The 20,128-nt window shown below is 38.0% G+C and carries 19 protein-coding genes; 16 read left to right on the forward strand and 3 right to left on the reverse strand.

Annotated elements, in window-relative coordinates; genetic code table 11:
- Positions 1–48 precede the first annotated feature (48 nt).
- The 3 genes from ACIQXW_RS03250 to ACIQXW_RS03260 all read left to right on the forward strand — a co-directional run bounded on the left by ACIQXW_RS03250 (position 49) and on the right by ACIQXW_RS03260 (position 3,886).
- Complete coding sequence (locus tag ACIQXW_RS03250) at positions 49–684, forward strand: TetR/AcrR family transcriptional regulator (protein WP_401018748.1); 636 nt, start codon at positions 49–51, stop codon at positions 682–684.
- Positions 685–805: 121 nt separating this feature from the next.
- Entirely contained in the window at positions 806–3,124 is a 2,319-nt protein-coding gene (locus tag ACIQXW_RS03255) for an ABC transporter permease (RefSeq protein ID WP_402759872.1), read from the forward strand.
- A gap of 3 nt (positions 3,125–3,127) precedes the next feature.
- A complete protein-coding gene (locus ACIQXW_RS03260; RefSeq protein ID WP_402759874.1) occupies positions 3,128–3,886 on the forward strand; it encodes an ABC transporter ATP-binding protein in 759 nt (252 codons plus the stop codon).
- A 464-nt stretch (positions 3,887–4,350) separates the two neighbouring features.
- Here ACIQXW_RS03260 and ACIQXW_RS03265 read toward each other — a convergent pair whose 3' ends face one another.
- Together ACIQXW_RS03265 and ACIQXW_RS03270 are read right to left on the reverse strand one after the other, a co-directional pair.
- Positions 4,351–5,133, reverse strand: a complete 783-nt coding sequence (locus tag ACIQXW_RS03265; RefSeq protein ID WP_401008326.1) for an enoyl-ACP reductase FabI — start codon at positions 5,131–5,133, stop codon at positions 4,351–4,353.
- Positions 5,134–5,349: 216 nt separating this feature from the next.
- Positions 5,350–5,598 (reverse strand): ferredoxin, encoded by a 249-nt coding sequence (locus tag ACIQXW_RS03270; protein ID WP_173478432.1) that lies wholly within the window; start codon positions 5,596–5,598, stop codon positions 5,350–5,352.
- Positions 5,599–5,703: 105 nt separating this feature from the next.
- Here ACIQXW_RS03270 and ACIQXW_RS03275 point away from each other — a divergent pair, with 105 nt between their 5' ends.
- The 7 genes from ACIQXW_RS03275 to ACIQXW_RS03305 all read left to right on the forward strand — a co-directional run bounded on the left by ACIQXW_RS03275 (position 5,704) and on the right by ACIQXW_RS03305 (position 13,182).
- Positions 5,704–6,732 (forward strand): YpbB family protein, encoded by a 1,029-nt coding sequence (locus ACIQXW_RS03275; protein ID WP_402759876.1) that lies wholly within the window; start codon positions 5,704–5,706, stop codon positions 6,730–6,732.
- Positions 6,733–8,175: a RecQ family ATP-dependent DNA helicase gene (locus ACIQXW_RS03280; protein WP_402759878.1), complete on the forward strand. Its 1,443-nt coding sequence runs from the start codon at positions 6,733–6,735 to the stop codon at positions 8,173–8,175.
- An 88-nt stretch (positions 8,176–8,263) separates the two neighbouring features.
- The gene (locus ACIQXW_RS03285) at positions 8,264–8,980 is read left to right on the forward strand and encodes a LysM peptidoglycan-binding domain-containing protein (protein ID WP_340825236.1); all 717 of its coding nucleotides are present in this window, start codon (positions 8,264–8,266) and stop codon (positions 8,978–8,980) included.
- 159 nt (positions 8,981–9,139) lie between these two features.
- Positions 9,140–9,895 (forward strand): metallophosphoesterase, encoded by a 756-nt coding sequence (locus ACIQXW_RS03290; protein WP_401018739.1) that lies wholly within the window; start codon positions 9,140–9,142, stop codon positions 9,893–9,895.
- Positions 9,896–10,040: 145 nt separating this feature from the next.
- Complete coding sequence (locus ACIQXW_RS03295) at positions 10,041–11,003, forward strand: YpdA family putative bacillithiol disulfide reductase (RefSeq protein WP_402759880.1); 963 nt, start codon at positions 10,041–10,043, stop codon at positions 11,001–11,003.
- 72 nt (positions 11,004–11,075) lie between these two features.
- Positions 11,076–11,636, forward strand: coding sequence for a glycerol-3-phosphate acyltransferase (locus ACIQXW_RS03300; RefSeq protein ID WP_402759882.1), 561 nt, complete (start codon positions 11,076–11,078; stop codon positions 11,634–11,636).
- A 4-nt stretch (positions 11,637–11,640) separates the two neighbouring features.
- The gene (locus ACIQXW_RS03305) at positions 11,641–13,182 is read left to right on the forward strand and encodes an aminotransferase class V-fold PLP-dependent enzyme (RefSeq protein ID WP_402759884.1); all 1,542 of its coding nucleotides are present in this window, start codon (positions 11,641–11,643) and stop codon (positions 13,180–13,182) included.
- 141 nt (positions 13,183–13,323) lie between these two features.
- Here ACIQXW_RS03305 and ACIQXW_RS03310 read toward each other — a convergent pair whose 3' ends face one another.
- A complete protein-coding gene (locus ACIQXW_RS03310) occupies positions 13,324–14,292 on the reverse strand; it encodes an asparaginase (protein WP_340825230.1) in 969 nt (322 codons plus the stop codon).
- A gap of 81 nt (positions 14,293–14,373) precedes the next feature.
- Between ACIQXW_RS03310 and prsW the strand changes: the two genes are divergently transcribed.
- The 6 genes from prsW to rpsA all read left to right on the forward strand — a co-directional run bounded on the left by prsW (position 14,374) and on the right by rpsA (position 20,039).
- Positions 14,374–15,048, forward strand: a complete 675-nt coding sequence (prsW, locus tag ACIQXW_RS03315) for a glutamic-type intramembrane protease PrsW (RefSeq protein ID WP_173478441.1) — start codon at positions 14,374–14,376, stop codon at positions 15,046–15,048.
- 98 nt (positions 15,049–15,146) lie between these two features.
- Positions 15,147–15,998: a spore cortex-lytic enzyme gene (gene sleB, locus ACIQXW_RS03320; RefSeq protein ID WP_402759885.1), complete on the forward strand. Its 852-nt coding sequence runs from the start codon at positions 15,147–15,149 to the stop codon at positions 15,996–15,998.
- Positions 15,999–16,014: 16 nt separating this feature from the next.
- On the forward strand, positions 16,015–17,298 hold the full coding sequence (locus ACIQXW_RS03325; RefSeq protein WP_340825226.1) for a PepSY1/2 domain-containing protein: 1,284 nt from the start codon (positions 16,015–16,017) through the stop codon (positions 17,296–17,298).
- Between the two features lie 85 nt (positions 17,299–17,383).
- Positions 17,384–18,043: a flagellar brake protein gene (locus ACIQXW_RS03330; protein WP_340825225.1), complete on the forward strand. Its 660-nt coding sequence runs from the start codon at positions 17,384–17,386 to the stop codon at positions 18,041–18,043.
- Positions 18,044–18,125: 82 nt separating this feature from the next.
- A complete protein-coding gene (gene cmk / locus ACIQXW_RS03335) occupies positions 18,126–18,800 on the forward strand; it encodes a (d)CMP kinase (protein ID WP_402759886.1) in 675 nt (224 codons plus the stop codon).
- 102 nt (positions 18,801–18,902) lie between these two features.
- A complete protein-coding gene (gene rpsA, locus ACIQXW_RS03340; RefSeq protein ID WP_340825221.1) occupies positions 18,903–20,039 on the forward strand; it encodes a 30S ribosomal protein S1 in 1,137 nt (378 codons plus the stop codon).
- The last annotated feature ends 89 nt before the right edge of the window (positions 20,040–20,128 follow it).

A 20,128-nucleotide genomic window follows, 5' to 3' on the forward strand; every position in this document is an offset into this window, starting at 1 on the left:
GTACCATAAAATGGTATAGACAGACAGTCGGTCAGTAAGGGGGAAGAAATGCGAAAAGAAGCTGAAGAGCGTCGAAACGAAATACTGGATGTAGCTGATAAGCTTTTCGGTCAAAAAGGTTTTGATGGCACAAGTACAAACGAAATTTTAGAAAAAGTAGGTATTGCACGGGGTACGCTGTATTATCACTTTAAGTCGAAAGAGGATATTATGGATGCGTTGATTGAACGCTATACGGTGCAAATTTTAGAATCTGCCAAGAAAATTGCTGCAGATAAGAATATATCCGTCTATGAGCGTATTATCGGCGTTGTCATGGCATTGAATATTAGTGACGGTAACGGCAAAGAAGTAATAGAGCATATGCATAAGCCACAAAATGCTCTTATGCATCAGAAAATACAAAAAGTTATAGTTAACGAGGTTCCACCAGTATTAACGGGGATTATTCGTGAAGGCATTGAGCAAGGACTATTTCATACGCCATATCCGTATGAATGTATGGAAATGATAGTGGCATATACCAATACCGTTTTTGATGATGCAATGGTCAATTTGACGAATGCTGAGTTCGCGGGTCGAGTACAAGCATTAATTTTTAACGTCGAACGACTTTTAGGAGTTGAAAGTGGAAGTCTTATGCACATGATGAGGATGTTTGACAATGGAAAAGAAGGAAGCTGATGAGAACAATACTGATTAATTCGGCTATTTTTTAGGAAATTCCTTTTTTTCTTAGGTCAGTAAGGCTAGTTGGTGGGGGTATGTTTTTCAATCTGTTAAAAATCTCGAACAGAGGTGACGTATGTATTACAGAATAATTCGCAATGATATTTCCAATAGCAAACTAATTTCGCTAACAACAATGATATTTGTTGCGGCCGCGGCTATGCTTGTTGCGCTATCAGCAATACTTGTTGTAAATCTTTCGGGGGCGTTAGATACACTTATGAAGCAGGCGAAAACCCCTCATTTTATGCAAATGCATGTAGGTGATATTAATACAGTACGACTTAAAGGCTTTGCTGAACAGAATAGTAACGTCCAAGATTTTCAAGTGCTTGAGTTTCTTAATATTGACGGCTCGCAAATTATTTTAGGCAATAGTTCGTTTGCAAATAATGTTCAGGATAATGGTTTTAGCATTCAAAGTGAGAAATTCGATTACCTGTTGGATCTTGATGGTAATATTATTAACGTATCTGATGGTGAGCTTTATGTTCCATTACGTTATATGAAGGAAAACAACGTAAAGGTCGGGGACATTGCAGCGATAAGTGGGAAATCATTCACTGTTGCAGGATTTCTAAGAGATTCACAGATGAATTCCATGCTCTCCTCTTCGAAGAGATTTCTTATTAGTAAAAATGATTACGCAGACATAAAAGGCTTTGGCCGTATGGAATATTTAATTGAATTCAGATTAAAGGATTTATCGTCGCTCGGCGAATTTGAAAATGCCTATGCAACCGCAGGACTTGAAGCGAATGGACCGACGATAACATATCCACTGTTTAAAACGATTAATGCACTTTCAGATGGGATGATGATAGCAATCATACTACTTATAAGTGTACTAGTCGTTGCCATTGCATTTATGTGCATTCGTTTCACCCTCCTTGCGAAAATTGAAGTAGACTACCGCGAAATTGGTGTTATGAAGGCAATCGGATTACCAGTCTCAGACATAAAGAAGATATATCTTGCAAAATATGCAGCCATTGCGTTGGCAGGTAGTGTTATCGGCTATGTATGTTCATTCTTGTTCAAAAACATGCTTCTTGAAAATATTAGGCTTTATATGGGGGAAAGCGACAATTCTTCTCTTGCATCGCTTTTCGGAATAATTGGTATAGTTATTGTATTTTTTGCAATTATTGCTTATGTAAATGGAGTGTTGAAACGCTTTCGTAAAATTTCCGCTGCTGAAGCAATACGCCATGGCACTTCCCAAGAAAAAAACAGTGCTACAAGGAAGTTTTGCTTGAACAGCAACCGTCTCTTTAACACAAATATATTTCTTGGCATTAAAGATGTACTGTCAAGAAAAAGACTTTACGCCACAATGCTAACAGTGCTTGTAATATCGGCATTTATCATGATTGTTCCACTAAACCTTTACAACACGATTTCCTCAAATAACTTCATCAAGTATATGGGTATTGGCAACTACGATATGCGTATTGACATCCAGCAGACTGATCATATTTCTAAAAAAACGGAACAAATTTTATATACTATAAACAATGACAGTACCATTTCAAAGCATACTGTTCTTTCGACAAAAACATTTAAAGTAAAAATGGAAGATGGAACAGAGCGAAATATAAAAATCGAACTTGGTGACCATTCAATCTTCCCAATAGAATATTCGACTGGGAGGGCACCCGCTTCACAAAATGAAATTGCACTTTCAAAGTTAAACGCCGATGAGCTTAGTAAAAAAATAGGCGATAATATAACCCTTATCATTGCAGGAAAGGAGCAAAAGTTCACGATAAGCGGCATTTATTCCGATATTACAAACGGTGGAAAAACCGCAAAGGCTATTTTTAATGACAATTCTACAGACATGATGTGGAGTGTTATTAGCGTGGAATTTTCCGATAAAGCTGTGCTGGATAATAGAATGACTGAGTATACGAATCTATTTACCTATGCAAAAGTTTCAGACATTAATGATTACGTCTTACAAACTTTCGGATCAACAATTGAGGCAGTTGGAAAGGCTTCTCGTGTCGCAATTGCCGTGGCGCTCTTTATTACTGTATTAGTTACGTTATTGTTTATGAAAATGCTTATCGCAAAGGATAGATACTCTATTGCTGTAATGAAAGCGTTAGGTTTTACAAATTCAGATATTATGTCACAGTATGCTGCCCGTTCCTTATTCGTACTAATGATTGGAATTGTTGTTGGTACACTTCTTGCTAACACGCTCGGAGGATTACTAGCAGGCGCGGTTATCTCTTCTTTTGGTGCTTCGTCGTTTACATTTTCGGTCAATCCGTTAGCGGCGTACTTACTTTGTCCGCTACTGATGGCATGCTCGGTACTAATTGCAACAATTATTAGTACTTCTGGGGCTGGGAAAATAAAAATATCCGAAAATATAAAGGAGTAGTTTATGAAGAAAATGATTATCGGTGACAATATTGTAAAATCTTTCGGTGCAGGAGAAAAAAAGCACAATGTTCTCAATGGTGTGTCCGTTGAAATAAACGAGGGGGAATTCGTTGCGATTATGGGTCCATCAGGCTCAGGGAAATCTACACTTATGTATGCAGTAAGTGGAATGGATAGCATTGACACTGGAAAGGTGTCTTTTGATGGAATGGATTTGTCAATGCTTAGTGAACAGGAGCTTGCCGATTTACGGAGAACAAGAATGGGGTTTGTTTTTCAGCAGCCAACTTTACTTAAAAACTTAAATATTATGGATAATATCATACTTCCTTCAATGCGAGATAACAGAAAAAGTGTTGATAAGATTACAAAAAAGGCAAGAGCGCTTATGAAAAAGGTAGGTATAAGCGATCTTGAAAAACGTGATATTACACAAGTTTCGGGAGGACAGCTACAACGTGCAGGCATTTGCCGCGCACTAATAAGCAATCCTAAAATTATTTTTGGTGATGAGCCGACTGGTGCACTTAATTCAAAATCAGCACAGGAAATCATGGACATTATTACAGAAATTAATGCAGAAGGGACAGCGGTGCTGCTTGTAACACATGATCCAAAGATTGCCGCAAGGACTGATCGTATACTGTTTATGCGTGATGGAAAAATAGTCGATGAAATACAATTTAGCCGATTTACGGACATAAATATTGAAGACAAAATGGAAAAGATTATGGCGGAAATGCGAAAAAACGGAATATAATTTCTAAAGAAGGTGAGTCTCCCATCAAGGAAAATGAATAGAAGTAAAGCATTCGTTGATGGTAGCGGATGAGGCGACTCATGCACAATATGTAAGACGTAACAAACAGTGCCATAGCAGGGTTGAAGCTTGCGGTATGCCCGCGGAAAGCATCCCTGTAGTGGACATCAACAGTGTATCAAGAAAGTGTTAGATTAATTGTATTTTTCTGCTATGTAAAATAAATGAAACCATAGCTGTTCTCTTATGCAGTAAATAAAAATAGAAAGAGAATACTAGTTGATGATTGCGGAGGCGAGTGACTCCTGCGGGAACGCACAAAACGTAAGACGCAACAGGCGGCGCGTAAGCGTCGGTTGCGGCTTGCGATGTGCCCGCGGAAAGCACTCGCCGTAGCGAACATCAACGACGCAACAAAAAAGTGTTAGATTGATTGTAGTCAATCTAACACTTTTTGTCTTTTATTAACCCATAATATTGTAGCCAGCGTCGATGTAGATTGTTTCGCCAGTTACCCCACGTGATAGATGAGATAGCATTACAATTGTCATATCAGCTACTTCATCTTGTTGAACATTGCGTTTTAACGGCGCTGTTTCTTCGATTTTGTGTAAAATCGTATTGAATGAAGGAACACCTTTTGCCGCAAGTGTACGAATAGCACCAGCAGAAATTGCATTTACACGGATATTGTCTTGCCCAATATCAGCAGCTAAGTAGCGCATTGACGCTTCTAATGCAGCTTTGGCAACACCCATTACGTTATAGCCATCAAGTACGCGTTCAGCGCCTAAATAACTCATCGTTACAATAGAGCCACCTTCTGTCATGTACGGGTGTGCTGCTTTAGCAGTTGAAATAAGTGAATACGCACTTGTATCTTGAGCGAAAGCATAGCCATCGCGTGTTGTTTCTAAAAAGCGATTGTGTAAGTCTTCTGCATTGGCAAATGCTACAGAGTGAACAATACCGTGGATAACGCCAACTTTTGCACCGATTGTATCGAATGCTGCTTTTGTGCTTTCATCACTATTAACATCACATTGTACGACAAATGCATCTGCTTGGCCGTAGTTTTCAAGTTGCTTTTGTAATTTTTTTAATGAACGTTCTTGGCGATACGTGAAAATAACATTTGCACCTACGTCAAATAAACGTTTTGCAATACCCCAAGCAATACTGCGGTCGTTTGCAACACCCATTACGACAATGTTTTTATCTTTTAATTGTAATAAATTGTCCATCATTTATAAGAACCCCTTTACGAAATAATATCTGTTATTAGTACCAACTACTAAAATCTTATCATACATAATTTATCGTTGCAATAACAAGATGAAAAGAGCTTACAACTTCATTTGAAATGACATGTACTCACTCTTTATCTTAATGTCAAAATACAAATACAACTCAAACAAAAAGGCATCCAATGAAGGATGCCTTTATTTAGTAATGATGTTTACCTATTCGAATTTTAAAGAGTCGCCATCAAAAGGTTCTTCAGCCACTTTGATAGAATCTGTTGGGCAACCTTCAAAAGCGTCTTGCATGTCTTCTAGTAGATCTTCTGGAACTTCAGCAGTTCCCATGTTATCATCTAAAATAACGAAGGCAATTCCTTCATCATCATAATCATAAATATCGGGTGCTGCGGCTCCGCATGCGCCACAAGCGATGCATGTATCTTTATCAACAATTGTGTATTTAGCCATTTCTTTCTCTCCTTTTACGATGGTCCTACAAAGCTTCATACTCATTTTAAAGATGTTTAACTTACATTTCAACCTAATACTATTAAATTGGAGGAATTTGCTTCAATGTTTTATCAAATTTTATTGCAAATCTTTCAAAAACTTAATAATGAACGAACAGTTTCTGCTGCTTATCATATCCTTAGAGGAAAGCGTTCAGGTCAGACAATTCAAGATGTTGGACTGTTTCAGCTACATAACTTTTTTGGATTACTCCCAAAGCTACCACGCGCGACATTTGACGAGGCTGTAGCAACCTTTTTGCAATATAGTTGGTTAAGTATGCAGGAATCTGGTCATTATTCCATGAAAAAGCTCGGTTTACAGCGAGCAGAGCAAACATCTGCTTTTTTATTTGACGGCTGGCATTATCGAGGAAATGAGCATGTATTTTTTGCTCGTCTTTCTTTAGTCGTCCAAAGTCTGTCTTATCAAAAAGAGGGGATTCGTTCATTTTCTCCTATTAGTAAGGATGCCCAAGTTCAGTCATGGGTACGTAATTTTTTGCAGGACTATCAGTATCAATCAGGAAAATTGCAAAAACAACTACTTGAAGAGTGCCTTCGTGTATTAGCTACCTTACCTGTATCAGATAATAATAAACAACTCGTCCTTTATCGATTAAGTGGCCATAGTTTACCTGGTTGGACATGGCAGCAGCTTTCTAGTGAACGAAAGGAAACTGTGCTTGATAGTCAATTAGCATTTATCGAATTACTACATACATTAATGAATGAAGTGCATGCAACAAATAATTACCCGTTACTTGGCCAAATGGCTGAGGAACTTCGGGTTAAAGCATTGCTGACTGATTCTGCACAGCAAACTGCCGTTTTATATGAACAAGGATATTCAATTGAACAAATTGTGCAAATAAGAAAATTAAAACAAAGTACGATTGAAGATCATTTAGTGGAGTTAGCGATGAATGAACCGAACTTTTCAATCGGCCCATTCGTCTCATATGAAGAAGCGGAAAAAGTTTGGCACGCTTCCAAGCAATACCAAACAAAAAAATTAAAGGCATTGCATGAAGTAGTAAAAGATTTGAGTTATTTCCAGCTGAGACTTGTCCTCGCGAAAGGGGAAGTATAAATGGAACTAGAGCAAACATTAGCTAAGCACTTTGGTTATACAACATTCCGACCAGGTCAAAAGGAAGTAATTGAAGCAATTCTTGATGGAAAAGATGTAATTGCGTTATTGCCAACTGGCATGGGTAAATCACTGTGCTATCAATTGCCAGCATATATATTGCAAAAGCCAGTGTTAATCGTGTCACCTTTATTGTCTTTAATGCAGGACCAGGTAGAGCAACTTAAACGCTTTGGTGAAAAAAGAGTAGTAGCATTAAATTCTTTTTTAGCAGCAGATGAAAAACGATATGCACTCCATTTTTTAGAACAATATCGCTTTATTTTTACGTCACCAGAAATGCTTTTGCAACAACAGGTGCAGGAAAAACTCGCGAAAATGTCATTAAGTCTCATTGTAGTTGATGAAGCGCATTGTATATCGCAGTGGGGATTTGATTTTCGTCCAGATTATTTGCGAATTGGTGACTGGTTTTCGCGAAACAATCGCCCGCCAGTGTTAGCTTTGTCAGCGACTGCGACGCAAAAAGTAGTAAAGGATATTCATACGACACTTTCGCTGAACGCCCCGTTTGAATTTATGTATAACGTCGATCGTCCTAATATTCATCTTGGGCGTGTTGGATTTGAGGATAGGGCTGATAAGGCACGATGGATTTTAGAACATGTCAAAAAAACAGCTGGACCAGGTATTTTGTATATGTCATCACGTAAGCGTGCAGAGCAATATTGTGAAACATTCATGCAAGCAGGTATTCGGGCGGCAGCTTATCATGCGGGTTATAGTGCAGAGGATCGTCAATTTATTCAGCAGCAATTTATTGATGGAGAGCTAGATTGGATTGTGGCGACAAATGCTTTTGGTATGGGCATCAATAAGGCAAATATTCGACAGGTGATCCATGAAACAATGCCCGCTAATGTCGCTAATTATATGCAAGAAATAGGACGCGCAGGTCGTGATGGTAAACCAGCTCTTGCAATTTTACTTTATAGTGATGGTGACGAAGAACTTGCGAAATTTGTTGTAACAGGCGATTTGCCGTCAGCAAGTCATGTCGACCGTTATCAAGAGCTTGTAATACAGCATATCGAGCCATCGCAAATGTTGAAAAATGGTGAGTTGAGTGAAACGGCCTTTCGTGTGCTAGATTACTGGTATCATCAGGAATCTGTTCAGGAAGTGAAAGCGCGACTTAATTATTTTGCACTTGAAAAATATCAGGCGGTTGATGAAATGTTAAAAATTACTCAGACAAAAGGCTGTATTCGCGAGCAGCTTGTCGGGTATTTTGGGCAAAAATTGCAGAAAAAACCTGAAAACTGTTGTGAAAATTGTGGAATCCATTATGATGAAATCAATATAGTACGCGTTAAGGAAGAGAAAAAAGTAGAAATGATTGCATGGGAAAGTCGATTAAAACAGCTTTTATTAAACGATTAGACTATAATTGACGGTCATTTACTTTTTTCGCAAAATTCGTCATAATAGAATGATAGAAGAATGCGTAGCAAGGTTGGAGGAAAGTCGAATGAGTAAAGAAGACTATCGTGATAAAATCGAAGAACATCGTCAGTCATTTGAAGAAGAACAACAAGAACAGCAAAATCTATCTAGAGTTTCAAGAATGAATAAAAATGGAAGCAATAACAAAAAGCCGAAAAATACAAAACGTAAATCACCGTTAATGACGATACTTTTTGTTACATTTATTTTAATTCCATTAACTATATTAATTTATTTCGTGCAATTCTATGATCCTGGTAAAACGATTGAAGAAGCCGAAAAGGATACGCTAGATTCTGTTGTAGAAATTGATAAGACTGGTAGTAAAGCGGAAGCATCCACATCATCTGATAAAGACAAAGATGCTAAAGCAAACGATCAAGCCAAAGAACAGGCACAAAAAGACGCTGAAAAGTTAGCTGAACAACAAAAGGCTGCTGAAGAAGCGAAAAAAGCTGAAGAGGCGAAAAAAGCCGAGGAAGCTAAATTGGCACAACAACAGGCTGAGGCAGCAAAAAAAGCAGAAGAAGCTAAAAAAGCTGAGCAAGCACGTAAAGCAGAACAAGAAAAGCAAAATGCTGCAAAAGCGAAAACACATACAGTTAAAGCAAATGAAAACCTATATCGTATTGCATTAAATTACTACGGTGATGGTAGTGAAGCTACATTAGCGAAAATCCGAGCGGCGAACGGTATGCCTAATGACACTGTATTTGTTGGGCAAGTCATTAAACTACCATAAGAAAAATGGTGTCATTCTTTGGCAATGTTGTTTTTCTAGTATAAAATAAAGGACAAACGTCAACACCAATGAATGGTTGAGGCAAACGTCTGATTAGCAGAAAGGCGATTCTACAGCATAATGAATCGCCTTTTTGCTGTCATAAGGAGAAGTGAGGGAATGATATATATTGGACTATTTCTTTTAATAGTTATCGCCTTCCTACTCTATATGTGGAAGGTCGCGCACGAAAATAATGTGTTGCATCATCAATTATCACTCAAAGGTGAACAAGAAAAGATTCGACTATTTTTTATTTCAGATACGCATTTACGAAAAATTAATCGTCCAATGATAGAACGATTAAAAGGTACATTTGATGCGGTAATAATCGGTGGAGATTTTGCAGATGGGCGCACACCTATTCAACGTATCCATGACAATCTCGATTTATTGACACCGTTAGGACCTACTTATTTTATCTGGGGGAATAATGATAGAGAAGTAGGCGAGGAGCAATTTCGGGCTATTTTACAACAACACAGTGTCGAAATTATTGCCAATGATGCTGTCTTATTACCTAAAAAGAATCGCTTATGGCTAAGTGCTATTGAAGATACTTCTACGATGAAATATAGTTTTGATGCTGCCTTTGAAAAAGTTGGCGAGGATGATTTAGTCGTTTTTATTTCACATAATCCTGGTGTCTTTGCCAGAGTGCGTGCGAAATTTCGAGCGGACTTAATGATCGGTGGACATTTGCACGGTGGTCAAATCAGAGTTGGACCGTATGGTGTTCATCCGCTAGGCTCTTATCGGGAACGTGACGGTGTGATGACACTTGTGAGTAACGGCTATGGCACTACACTATTGCCATTCCGTTTAGGAGCGAAACCTGAATGCCATATAATTGACATTGAAATTTCGGGTAAATAAACAACCAATAATGCGTAGAAGGCGTATAATGGAGACGAGAGTTATTTTTTTAAATGTAGATGCCCAATAGAGAGCATGTAATCTGCATGAAAGCGAAGCATCTGTGTTTAATACGCTGATGCCTATTTGATAGGAGTGTCAAACAATGCAACAAGTTGATGCAATAATTGTTGGAGGAGGCCCTTGTGGTTTAGCGGCAGCAATATCTTTACAAAAAATTGGTTTACGACCGATTGTTATTGAAAAAGGAAATATTGTAAATGCCATTTACAATTATCCAACACATCAAACTTTCTTTAGTACGAGTGAACGTTTAGCCATTGGTGACGTACCGTTCATTATTGAGGGGCGCAAGCCAAAGCGAAATCAAGCACTTGTTTATTATCGTGAGGTAGTGCGCTTGAAAAATATTCAAGTTAACCGTTTTGAAAAAGTCGGAAGTGTTGTGAAAAATGGAGAGATTTTTACGGTAACGACGGATAAGGATGTATATGAAACTCCATATGTTGTAGTAGCAACAGGTTACTACGACCATCCTAATTATATGGATATTCCTGGCGAGGAATTACCAAAGGTTTACCATTACTTTAAAGAAGGACATGAATTTTTTGATACGGATGTCCTTGTAATCGGTGGGAAAAATTCAGCTGTAGATGCAGCATTAGAATTGAACAAGGCTGGAGCCCGTGTCACAGTTGTGTATCGTGGCAGTGAATATTCTCCAAGCGTGAAGCCATGGGTTTTACCTGAATTTGACGGGGTTGTACGTGGTGGGGAAGTCACAATGCACTTTAATACAAATGTAGTAGAAATTCGTGAGCATGAGGTTGTAGTAAATATTGACGGTCGTGAAGAAGTATTAAAAAATGACTTTGTTTTTGCTATGACTGGCTATCACCCAGATCATTCATTTATTCGAGCGATGGGTGTTACGATTGATGAGGAAACAGGTCGACCATTTTGTCAACCTGACACAATGGAAACAAATGTAGCAGGGCTATTTATTGCTGGGGTCATCGCAGCAGGCAATAATGCCAATGAAATTTTTATTGAAAATGGACGCTTCCATGGTGATTATATCGCACAAACAATTGCAGAAAGAAGATAATATAAGAAGCTGTATAGGCGTGACTGCTTATACAGCTTCTTTTAGAATAGAGGCTATAAAAGGTGGGGGAAAATGACTTGGTTATATTGGATAATTAGCTATTTTATTGGAAACTTTTTGACTGCTTTTTTCGTTGGAAAAGTATATGGTGTCAATTTACAGGAGGAACGCAGTAAAAACCTAGGTGCACGAAATGCAGGGAGTGTAATAGGTAAGGCTGCATTTATGTGGACATTTTTGGGGGATTCATTAAAAGGTGTTCTCGTTGTGTTACTAGGAAGTATTTGGCATCTGGAACAGTGGACAATTATTGTAGGAGGCTGTCTCGTTATACTCGGTCATATGTATCCCATTTGGCTGAAATTTAATGGGGGCAAGGGCGTGGCAACATTTATCGGAGTTGGGCTTGCCTTATCACCGACTATATTTTCCTTGATGATTGTCGGCACAGCAATTGTGTTTAGTGTCACAAGAAGCCTTACACTTGGCATGCTAGGTGGCTTCGTGTTTTACATTGGAGCAATTGTACTAACAGGTCAATTACCGCTATACATACCGATGCTAGTTGCAATTATTTGTATGTTGATTAAGCATACATCCAATATTAAGGAGTCTTTAAGAAGAGGGAAGTGATTTTATGTACTGGTGTAAAGTCGCACAGACAGAAAAGGAATTCGATGCGATCGCGCAGTTGAATTATGAAACCTTTGTTGAAGAAATTCCACAGCATGAACCAAATACGATGAAAAGAAAAGTAGACCGTTTTCATCAAGAAAATACGTATTTAGTTGTTTATAAAGGAACTGAGCTTATTGGCATGTTAGCCTTTCGAGATCAACGACCGTTTTCAATTGATGAAAAAATTGGTGAAGTGGAGCAGTATTTACCAAAGGAAATTTGTACAAAGCTTTGTGAAATTCGCTTACTTGCAGTGAAAAAGCAATATCGTACAGGACGTGTATTATTAAGATTAACACAGGCGTTGAATGCTTTTGCTTATGAAAAAGGCTACTCAGCAGCTGTCATTTCGGGTACTACGCGTGAGGAAAAATTGTATAAGCAAATGGGCTTTAACCAATTCGCACCAGCAGTAGGTACAGCTGAAGCTATGTTTTTACCAATGGTATTAACGAGGCAACAATTTGAACACTCCTTACAACAAAAACTTGCACAAGAAAGTTATATATTTTACCCAGGGCCTGTTAAACAGCAAGGAGCTATTTTGTATTCTGAGATGTCACATCGATCTCAAGCTTTTCAATCACTATATGAACGTATGCGCAGCAAGCTTCTCGAATTATCAAATGCCACCCATATCGCTACATTAGTAGGAACAGGGACATTAGCGAATGAAGTGATGCTCGGACAACTCAAAGCACAAAAAGTGGGGCATGGACTTATTTTAACGAATGGGGAATTTGGAGAACGTCTTCACAAGCAGGCTGAGCGCTGGTCATTAGATTTTGACGTCGTTACGCAAGCGTGGGGAAGCGCATTTGATTTACAGTCATTGGAAGCCTTATTACAAACGGGTTCCTATCAATGGCTACTAATGGTGCACGGGGAAACTTCAACAGGTACATGTAATGAATTAGAAGGCATTTTACAATTGGTTAAGCGCTATAATTTAAAGCTTTGCGTAGATTGTATTAGCTCATTTGGGGCAATGCCATTTTCATTAGCTGAATGCTACTTAGCTACAGCGGTGAGTGGTAAAGCGATTGGGGCACTTAGTGGCTTATCATTTGTATTTTCACAACAACTTGTGGAGCCTTCCTCTACTATACCTGCTTACTTGGACTTAGCTAATTATCAGCAAGGTATGATTCCCTCTACGTTACCAGCCGTGCTTATTGGCAATGTAGTAAATGCTTTACAAGCATATCCAGCTCGCTATAGTCAGCTACAACAGCACTATGAAGCGCTGCTGCAGCTACCATTTATGGACTATCGCTTAGCAACTACAGCGTATCCAATGATTTTGACAATACAATGCCCAAAGGAACTCACTAATTTATCGACCGATTTAAAATTAAATGGATTATATGTCCATGGAGATAGTGAATATTTACGCAACCGAAATTTTATACAGTTGTCAGTAATCCAACCTGATTTTGAGTTAGCACTAGGTCGCTTACGTAATCTGTTAACTTATTATGAGCAAACAGTAGATGTATAAGTGCTTTATCGGAGAGCTGCCGTGTTATATGAGCGGTTTCTCTCGTGTTAATGGCGACTTAGCTTGCTTTATTGGCGCTATGACATGATTTAGTGGCGATTCACCTAGTTTTAGTGGCGGTTCACGAGAAATGCATAGGACTTACTGGAAAAATTCCTTTAAGTCCAATGGATTTCCTTCTTTATTTAAACCGATTAGCAATTTTAATCGTGCTTTTTGCCCGTTAATGCCTGTCGCAAAAATTGTGCCTAAATCTTCTAGCATTTTACCACCACCAACGTAACCATATACGCCTTCAGCAATGCCATTGAAGCAACGGGATACAAGCACAACAGGGATACCGCGTTCCAATAAACTTTCAATGCCCTTTACAACGGTTGGTGGAACATTTCCTTGTCCAAGTCCTTCAAGTACAACACCGTCATATTGACAGGCAAGGACAACGTCGAGTAAATCTACATCCATCCCTGCATACACTTTCAGCATGGCTACTCGTTTCCCTAAGCCCTGTATGTCTACATATTGACGGCGAATCGGGGCATGATGAAACAAAATGCGCGATTTTGTAATAAGTCCGATTGGACCATATTGTGGCGATTGAAACGTATTGACAGAACTAGTGCTCGTTTTTGTAGTATTGACTGCTAGATGGACTTCATCGTTCATTACTACGAGCACTCCTTTGTCACGTGCTTCGTCATCTACAGCTACGCGAACTGCTTCAACTAAATTGTAAATGCCATCTGCACCTAACTCATTGGAGGAACGCATCGCACCTGTCAAGACAATGGGAATGGATAAATTGGTTGTTAGCTCTAAGAAATAAGCTGTTTCTTCTAATGTATCCGTACCGTGTGTAATAACGACACCATCAAATTGTTCAGTTGAAGTTTTTTCCATAATTAAATTACGTAAACTAAGCATTTCTTTTGGTGTAATATGTGGTGAAGGAAGATTAAATGCCTCCACTTCCTTAATAGAAGCAAGTGTATCTAGTTTTTTGCTTTCTTTTATTAGTGGATTTTCCTTGTTTGGCATGACCGCACCCTCTTCACTCATTGCCATGGAAATCGTTCCGCCAGTATGAATTAATAAAATTGTTTTTCTCATAAAAAATAAATCTCCTTTTTAAAAAAATTTGTCATTACATGGTATAATGATATCAGTCTACTGTTGAAAGGAGCCGGCAACATGATCATTCTTCTATCAGCTGCCATTGCTCCAGGTCTAGCGCTTTTTAGTTACTTCTATTTGCGCAATCAAATGGCAACGGAGCCACGAAAAACTTTACTTCAAACGTTTTTGTATGGTGCTTTTTTAACATTCCCTATCTTGTTTTTACAGTATGTATTAACAGAAGAAGGGGTTTTTCAATATCTTTATTTACAAGATGTCCTATTTTCAAGTGTCATTGAAGAGTTTTTTAAATGGTTTGTTCTGTTAATAGCTATCTACAATCATGTAGAATTTGATGATCCTTATGATGGCATATTGTACGGCGCAAGTATATCTCTTGGATTTGCTACGATTGAAAATGTATTGTATTTATTTTCTTTTGGTTTGAATACAGCATTCATGCGAGCGTTATTACCCGTATCGAGTCACGCTCTATTTGGAGTAGTAATGGGCTATTATTATGGTCGTGCAAAGTTTTCAAAGCATGCAAAGACGAAAGAAATGATTGCGATGGCAATTTGCGCACCCGTAGTATTACACATTTTATACAATACAATATTATCATTTAAAGGACATTGGGTATATTTAATGATACCGTTTATGCTATTTTTATGGTGGTTTGGTTTACGTAAAGTAAAGCTTGCGCATTATCATCTTATCCAACATTTGCATATGCATAAAAAAATATAAAAGCGTAGAAATCTAAAACTGATTTCTACGTTTTTTCTATTTTATAAATGTATAAAAAGTGCTGTTTGTTTCAAGCTATAAAAAAAGGAGTGATGATTGTGCGTTTAATAAGTATACTTTTTGCTTTCCTACTTGCGATTAGTATAGTCTCAATACCACAAAACAACGCAACAGCGTTTAGCGATCAACAAATTACCCGTGGTGCTTATGGAGATGACGTCATTGAGCTACAGGCTAGACTACAATACTTAGGATTTTATAAAAGTAAAATTGACGGGAAATTTGGCTACAACACTTACTGGGCATTACGAAATTTCCAAGAGAAATATGGAATACCAGTAGATGGAATAGCAGGCACAAAGACGAAAAAAGCGTTAGCTGGATATTCAGATTATGATGAAAAATGGGTGAAAGCGCAATTAAAAGCTGGCAATCAGTTTACCTATTATGGTGGTGTTCCACTTGATCAGCAGGTGAAAAGTACTGGTAATACAGGTAATACTGGTGGGAATTCTGGTGGTGGCGGTACAGCAAATAATGAAAGCACTGGTAGTAGTAATAGTAATGGGACCGATACACAAATTCCACCAAAGTATACGGAACGTGATTTACAGCTAATCGCCAATGCAGTTTACGGAGAAGCTAGGGGAGAACCATATGAAGGCCAAGTAGCCGTAGCAGCTGTTATTTTAAATAGATTAGAAAGCCCTGATTTTCCTAATACGATTTCAGGTATTATTTTCCAACCTTTGGCGTTTACAGCAGTAGCGGATGGACAAATTTGGCTAGAGCCGAATCAGCGTGCAAAAGAAGCAGTTATCGATGCAATGAATGGTTGGGATCCGTCAGAGAATGCATTGTATTACTTTAACCCTAAAACAGCAACAAGTAAGTGGATTTGGTCTCGTCCACAAATAAAACAAATAGGTGAGCATATTTTCTGTTCATAAGAAAGGAGGAAAATAGATGAGAACAATGCTCGTTATTTTAACGATAGCAGTTATAGGTTTAGGAGCATACAGTATTGATTTACATGGAGATAAAGAAAGTTTACAACGTACAGTGCATGCGCAGTATACAGAAAAACTAACGGATGCCTCAGAGAAATTATCGTATTTACAAAGAGCCGTTTCGCAGTCTCTGTTATTTAAGGATGAACAGGCAATACACAGTGAGCTCGATTCTATTTGGCGACTAAGCTCTGAAGTGCGTTCATCTATTTCAAATATTCCAATTGGGCAAGAGCTTTCTAATCAGTGGCTAGGTTATTTAGGAAGACTTGGTGATGAAGCGAAAAAAACTGCGAAGTCCGGAGATTATGAAGCTTGGCGCGAAAAGATGCCGCAAATTTCTACGAATTTACAAGCTTTATCTGACGAATGGACAACAGCAACTGTTGATTATTATAAGCAAGATGGAAATATGGATGTTTGGATGCGTCAAGTAGACAATAAAAATCCTAATACAGGATTTGATAATATTAAGAAGACATTAAAAGATTATGGCGAAAGTGATTTCCCGCTTACATTGAGTGAATCAGACTGGCAGAAAAAATTAGACTTAAAAGCATTACAAGATTCAGTCATTACGGAAAAAGAAGCTTTAGAAAAAGTAAAATATTTATTCCCAATTATTAAAGATGCTACGTTTACTGTCACAAAAAGCAGTGATACAGCACCATATCCGTTTTACCACATACAGTTCCACCAAGGTATTCGCTTAGGCTATGTTGACTTAACTGAAAAGGGAGGACATTTACTATCTTATTTAGTTGAACGTCCTGTTGATGAAGCCAAGCTGTCACAAGAGGAAATTATAAAAAAAGCGGAAGAACATTTAAAGAGACTTGAGATGAAAGATGTTGCATTTGTTGAGTCACGTGAAAACCATTTAGCTTGGCATGTTACTTTTGCACGCGTTAATCCTGGTGACAATGCATTAATTTATGCTGACGGCGTTCAGTTAAAAATTGCAAAAGATAATGGTGAGTTACTTGGGGCAAATGCAATGGAATATATACAAGAAGAAGCGATAAAACCACAAAAAGCCATTCCAATTGATTGGAAAACTTTCTTTGATGACAATGTACGTGTAGAGGAAGTAAGAAATATTTATACGGATAACGGACAATTCGAGCAACGACTTTGCTATGAAGTGATTGCAGTTCGAGACGAACAAGCGCAAGAAACATTCCGAATTGTAGTGGATGCGGAAAATCACAATGTGTTAAAAGTAGAATATTTAACTTAAGTATAGAAAAAGCTCCCAGTTCATATAGCCAAAATTTACATCCCATGCAATAATAGGGGTATATATATTGTTCGGGGAGATGCTCATGGAAATAAAAATTGGTACACTACTACAACTTGAACCTACTTATACAGAACGTATTGAAAAATTCCGCTGTAAAGTGGTTGAACAAAGAGACAATATAATTTATATTGACTATCCAACAAATGTAATAACTAAAAAAACAGCTTTTTTAATAGATGGTTCTGAATTTAGGGCAACCTTTCGAACAGAAGATAAACAATCCTACGCCTTCAATACAGAAGTAATTGGGCGCAAAGCTGGCAATATACCGATGATTATGTTGCATTGCCCACAACAGGATGAGTTTATCAAAATTCAACGCCGAGAATACGTTCGAGTTGAGACACCTGTCGATGTGGCAGTTCAATTTAAAGATTATAAATACCAGCTAGTAACAACGGATATAAGTGCAGGTGGACTCGCACTTATCTTAAAAGGTGATGTAGCCTTTAAAGATGACGATGACATTAAGTTAACGATTGTCTTGCCATTTGCTAATGGCGATGTAAATTACGTCGTTACAGATGCAACAGTTGTTCGAATATTTGAAAAAGATGACAAGACAATTGCTACCATTCAATTAACCGATACGGATGATATTGATCAACAACATATCGTACGTTTTTGCTTTGAACGACAGCTGTTAAATCGCCGTAAAGAAATAAATCCATTCGATGATTAAATTCACAGTAGCCCTCTTGCTTGTAGAGGGCTTTTTTTTATTAGTATGTTACAATATGGTGTGAAGAAAGTAGGGAAGCATAATGAACAAAAACATTCAAATTGCGATTGATGGTCCTGCAGGTGCTGGCAAAAGTACAATCGCAAAAATCGTTGCAGAATCACTAGGATTCACGTATATCGATACGGGAGCAATGTATCGAGCAGTTACGTATAAAGCAATGCAACAAAACATACATTTAGATGATGAAGCAAAATTAGCAGAAATGTTAGCAGCTAGCTCAATTGAATTAAAGCCTTCTCCTCAAGGTCAACTTGTTTTTTTAGATGGCGAAAACGTATCTGATGCAATTCGCTCCAATGAAGTAACCTCTTCTGTTTCGCAAGTAGCAGCACATGCAAAAGTGCGTGAATTGTTAGTAGCACAGCAGCAAAAACTTGCCGCAAATGGTGGTGTTGTCATGGATGGACGTGATATTGCTACACATGTGTTAAAAAATGCAGAACTTAAAATCTTTATGTCTGCTACTGTAGAAGAACGTGCAAGACGCCGTTATATTGACAATGAAAAACGAGGGATAGCATCTTCAATAGAAAAGCTCCAAGAAGATATTGCTTTACGCGATAAAATGGATAGTGAGCGTGAAGCTTCACCATTGATACAAGCAGCGGATGCTATTTATTTAGACACAACGGAGCTATCAATTGATGCCGCAGCGCAAGCCATTTTAAAATTAGTACAAGAAAAAATGGTATAAATCCTAAAATTTCAGACATTTTTTGAATTTAAAGGATTTATTTTTGTTTTTGTCTTCAATATCGAATAAAATAGTAAGGGAAGATGCGAAGGAGGGTTACATATGTCTGAAGAAATGAACTATGCAGAACAAACGTTTAACGAAGGTGATATCGTCAAAGGTATTGCAGAGCAGGTTGATGAAAAAGCGGTAACTGTTTCAATTCCGGGTGCACCGTTTGACGGTATTGTACCAATAAGTGAATTATCGAGCTTACACATTGAAAAAGCGTCTGACGCTATCTCCGTTGGGGATGAGTTAGAATTGATGATTACAAAGGTTGAAGAAGAAAACTATGTATTATCAAAACGTAAAGTAGATGCCTTAAAAGCATGGGATACACTAGAACAACAATTTGCTGCTGGAGAAGTTTTCGAAGCGGAAGTAAAGGATATTGTTAAAGGTGGTCTTGTTGTAGATTTAGGAGTACGTGGGTTCGTTCCAGCATCCCTAGTAGAAGATTATTTTGTCGATGATTTTGAAGATTATAAAGGGAAAGTATTAAGCTTTAAAATTGTCGAGCTTGATAAAGAAAAAAATCGCTTGATTCTATCACATCGAGCAGTAGTAGAATCTGAGAAAGCCTCTCAGAAGAAAAATGTTATTAACCAAATCAAAGCTGGCGATGTATTAGATGGTAAAGTACAGCGTATAGCATCATTTGGTGCATTTATTGATCTTGGTGGTATCGATGGACTTGTCCATATTTCACAAGTATCACATGAGCATGTGAGTGATGTCAGTGAGGTATTAACAGAAGGACAAGAAGTAAAAGTTAAGGTTCTTTCAGTAGACCCAGAGAATGAGCGTATTTCGTTATCGATTAAGGAAACAGTTCCTGGACCTTGGTCGAATATTGAAGAGCGTGCTGCGAAAGGCACTGTGCTTGTAGGTAAAGTAAAACGCCTGACGTCATTTGGTGCTTTTGTAGAAGTGTTCCCTGGAGTGGAAGGTTTAGTGCATATTTCACAAATTGCGCATAAGCATATTAATACACCTCATGAAGCGTTGAAAGAAGCGCAAGAGGTACAAGTGAAGGTGCTAGATGTCAACGTTGACGAAGGGCGCCTTGCATTAAGTATTAAAGATTTATTGGAAAATCCAGAGGCGGAAGAAGTAATCGACTATGAATTACCAGAAGAAAACACAGGCTTCTCTCTCGGTGATGTAATTGGCGACCAACTGAAAAACTTTAAATAATAACAAACAGCGAGGATACATTTGTATCCTCGCTTTATTTTGTCTAAAATTTTTGCATTTAGTTACAATTGATTTTTGCTGCAGGCGGC

The sequence above is a fragment of the Lysinibacillus sp. NPDC097162 genome (assembly GCF_044762185.1).
Lineage (GTDB): Bacteria > Bacillota > Bacilli > Bacillales_A > Planococcaceae > Lysinibacillus.

Coding starts and splice junctions, on each gene's coding strand:
- ACIQXW_RS03250 (WP_401018748.1), top strand. CDS start 49: ATGCGAAAAGAAGCTGAAGAGCGTCGAAACGAAATACTGGATGTAGCT.
- ACIQXW_RS03255 (WP_402759872.1), top strand. CDS start 806: ATGTATTACAGAATAATTCGCAATGATATTTCCAATAGCAAACTAATT.
- ACIQXW_RS03260 (WP_402759874.1), top strand. CDS start 3,128: ATGAAGAAAATGATTATCGGTGACAATATTGTAAAATCTTTCGGTGCA.
- ACIQXW_RS03265 (WP_401008326.1), bottom strand. CDS start 5,133: ATGATGGACAATTTATTACAATTAAAAGATAAAAACATTGTCGTAATG.
- ACIQXW_RS03270 (WP_173478432.1), bottom strand. CDS start 5,598: ATGGCTAAATACACAATTGTTGATAAAGATACATGCATCGCTTGTGGC.
- ACIQXW_RS03275 (WP_402759876.1), top strand. CDS start 5,704: ATGTTTTATCAAATTTTATTGCAAATCTTTCAAAAACTTAATAATGAA.
- ACIQXW_RS03280 (WP_402759878.1), top strand. CDS start 6,733: ATGGAACTAGAGCAAACATTAGCTAAGCACTTTGGTTATACAACATTC.
- ACIQXW_RS03285 (WP_340825236.1), top strand. CDS start 8,264: ATGAGTAAAGAAGACTATCGTGATAAAATCGAAGAACATCGTCAGTCA.
- ACIQXW_RS03290 (WP_401018739.1), top strand. CDS start 9,140: ATGATATATATTGGACTATTTCTTTTAATAGTTATCGCCTTCCTACTC.
- ACIQXW_RS03295 (WP_402759880.1), top strand. CDS start 10,041: ATGCAACAAGTTGATGCAATAATTGTTGGAGGAGGCCCTTGTGGTTTA.
- ACIQXW_RS03300 (WP_402759882.1), top strand. CDS start 11,076: ATGACTTGGTTATATTGGATAATTAGCTATTTTATTGGAAACTTTTTG.
- ACIQXW_RS03305 (WP_402759884.1), top strand. CDS start 11,641: ATGTACTGGTGTAAAGTCGCACAGACAGAAAAGGAATTCGATGCGATC.
- ACIQXW_RS03310 (WP_340825230.1), bottom strand. CDS start 14,292: ATGAGAAAAACAATTTTATTAATTCATACTGGCGGAACGATTTCCATG.
- prsW (WP_173478441.1), top strand. CDS start 14,374: ATGATCATTCTTCTATCAGCTGCCATTGCTCCAGGTCTAGCGCTTTTT.
- ACIQXW_RS03325 (WP_340825226.1), top strand. CDS start 16,015: ATGAGAACAATGCTCGTTATTTTAACGATAGCAGTTATAGGTTTAGGA.
- ACIQXW_RS03330 (WP_340825225.1), top strand. CDS start 17,384: ATGGAAATAAAAATTGGTACACTACTACAACTTGAACCTACTTATACA.
- cmk (WP_402759886.1), top strand. CDS start 18,126: ATGAACAAAAACATTCAAATTGCGATTGATGGTCCTGCAGGTGCTGGC.
- rpsA (WP_340825221.1), top strand. CDS start 18,903: ATGTCTGAAGAAATGAACTATGCAGAACAAACGTTTAACGAAGGTGAT.